The sequence below is a fragment of the Neobacillus niacini genome, assembly GCF_031456445.1.
GTDB classification, from domain to species: domain Bacteria; phylum Bacillota; class Bacilli; order Bacillales; family Cytobacillaceae; genus Neobacillus; species Neobacillus niacini_I.
Genome location: NZ_JAVDUQ010000084.1, coordinates 1 through 1,930, shown reverse-complemented (window position 1 = coordinate 1,930; position 1,930 = coordinate 1). Strand labels below are relative to the sequence as shown.

The 1,930-nt window shown below is 35.4% G+C and carries 3 protein-coding genes and 1 pseudogene; 3 read left to right on the top strand and 1 reads right to left on the bottom strand.

Going from position 1 to position 1,930, the window contains the following annotated elements; all coding sequences use genetic code 11:
- Positions 1–182 precede the first annotated feature (182 nt).
- Positions 183–404: a hypothetical protein gene (locus tag J2Y67_RS27740; RefSeq protein WP_310179397.1), complete on the bottom strand. Its 222-nt coding sequence runs from the start codon at positions 402–404 to the stop codon at positions 183–185.
- A 217-nt stretch (positions 405–621) separates the two neighbouring features.
- Here J2Y67_RS27740 and J2Y67_RS27735 point away from each other — a divergent pair, with 217 nt between their 5' ends.
- The 3 genes and pseudogenes from J2Y67_RS27735 to J2Y67_RS27730 all read left to right on the top strand — a co-directional run bounded on the left by J2Y67_RS27735 (position 622) and on the right by J2Y67_RS27730 (position 1,794).
- Positions 622–906 carry an AbrB/MazE/SpoVT family DNA-binding domain-containing protein gene (locus tag J2Y67_RS27735; protein WP_310179396.1) on the top strand — a complete coding sequence of 95 codons (285 nt, stop codon included), beginning with the start codon at positions 622–624 and terminating at the stop codon, positions 904–906.
- A 416-nt stretch (positions 907–1,322) separates the two neighbouring features.
- A pseudogene (locus J2Y67_RS28160) lies at positions 1,323–1,505 on the top strand (heterocycloanthracin/sonorensin family bacteriocin); the annotation flags it as partial.
- Positions 1,506–1,512: 7 nt separating this feature from the next.
- Entirely contained in the window at positions 1,513–1,794 is a 282-nt protein-coding gene (locus J2Y67_RS27730) for a hypothetical protein (protein ID WP_310179394.1), read from the top strand.
- Positions 1,795–1,930: the final 136 nt, after the last annotated feature.

Here is a 1,930-nt window from a genome sequence, read left to right as displayed (position 1 = left end):
TAGGGATATATATTCGCTTAAGGTTTCTCAAACAAAAGCAAAAATGAACCTAAATTAAACTGTACTATATAAAAACCATTCTTCAATTAACCTGCTCCGTTAGTACAACAAGAAAAAAGACCGCCGTAGCGATCACCGTTTTCAACTCTAATCACTTTAATAAAAACACAAAGTATTTTCCATTAATTATTAAGTTGTTTTTTTATTTCTTTAAGTTCGGATCTTAAAGCCTTAACTTGCTTAGAATTATCAATGCCAGCACTAACTGCATATGCAATTATTAGAAATAAGACAACTAAACCAATAAAGCCGTAAAATAAAGTTAAAATAATCCCCATAACTTTGTCACCCCGATATAAATTAACTACTTCAACATTACCATAAAACGGTAAAACGAGTGACATATATTTTGTTTTTCTTAATTAACCTGCCATTTAGTTTAAGTGCAAACCTTCACATTCCCTTACTGACTCATGAATAAATATATTTTTTCACTAAATTCTAATGTAATTTTAAATTTATAATAATTGACGGATGGTATCGTGAATTTGAAAGAAATTTGTCGAATAATAGTGAATTCCAAAATAGAAATAGACCATAAACAGAGAGAGGCTTAAAGAAATGAAATCTACTGGTATTGTTCGTAAAGTTGATGAATTAGGACGCGTGGTTATTCCAATCGAATTAAGACGTACACTTGATATCGCTGAAAAAGATGCGCTCGAAATTTATGTTGATGAAGACAAAATTATCTTAAAAAAATATAAACCAAATATGACTTGTGATATTACCGGTGAAGTTTCTGACGATAATTATCAGCTTGCCGGTGGAAAATTAATTCTTAGTCGTGAAGGCGCAGAGCACCTTTTGAAAGAAATTATAGCAAGCTTTGAATTAGCAAAATAATATAGATTAAAATAAAAAGGCTCTAGAATCTTTGATTCGAGAGCTTTTTGTTTTATAGGACATATATGACCGTTCCTCAGCTAACCTGCCCTTTAGTGGAACAAGAAAAAGGGATGCCGCAGCACCCCCATATTCATCAACATAAGCGCCCGTTACTTTAAGTGCATTCTTTCACATTCTATATCCTAGTTTTCATACATTGAATCATCAACTTCAACAGTATATCAGATTAATCAACCACAAGTTTTTATGTAATGAATCAACATTTAATATTAACTCAAACTGAAATAGGCACTTAAATCAGTGACAATGACCTAACAGAAATCATAATTTGTTGAAGAGAGTACAGGTATATATAAGGGTTTCATTTAAACGAAACTGACGAATTACCCTCGTTCATCTCTCTATATAGGTGTATGACTAACCTAATTAATAAATACAAAGGGGAGGAAAAAATGCAGAATCTTCAAAACGAACTTCAAATGTTAGGAATGGATAATTTCCAAGTTGGTAATTTAATTACCATTGATCCAAACATCAATGATCCGCGTCATTTTGGCGGAATGCGTTGCGGCGGCGGTATGCGTTGTGGTGGTGGCATGATGTGTGGTGGCATGCGTTGCGGCGGAATGCGTTGCGGCGGAATGCGTTGCGGGGGCTTTCGTTGTGGAGGATTCCGATGTTTCGGTTGCTTCGGCTGCTTCGGCTGTGGCGGCTGTGGTGGTTGTGGTGGTTGTTATAGCGGCTACAACGATTACAACGGTTGGTACAATTACTAATTCACAAAAGAAAAAATGGATATCTATTTTAAATAAAGTGCCCATGCATAATTTGCCTCAAGGGCACTTCTTTACTGATTATCATTTTGGACAAAAAATCGTACACTAACTGATAGTGCACAATCGTAACGATTAGGAATTCGTTCTTTCACTAGTCGAGTAGAAAGAAACCTCTCTACCTTAACGGTAGATTGCATTCCTCCCCCTCACAGAACCGTGCTTGCACTATTAATGCACACGGCTCC

What these genes read in the sequence shown, in the direction of transcription:
- J2Y67_RS27735 (WP_310179396.1), top strand. Translation starts at nt 622, where the DNA reads ATGAAATCTACTGGTATTGTTCGTAAAGTTGATGAATTAGGACGCGTG.
- J2Y67_RS27740 (WP_310179397.1), bottom strand. Translation starts at nt 404, where the DNA reads ATGTCACTCGTTTTACCGTTTTATGGTAATGTTGAAGTAGTTAATTTA.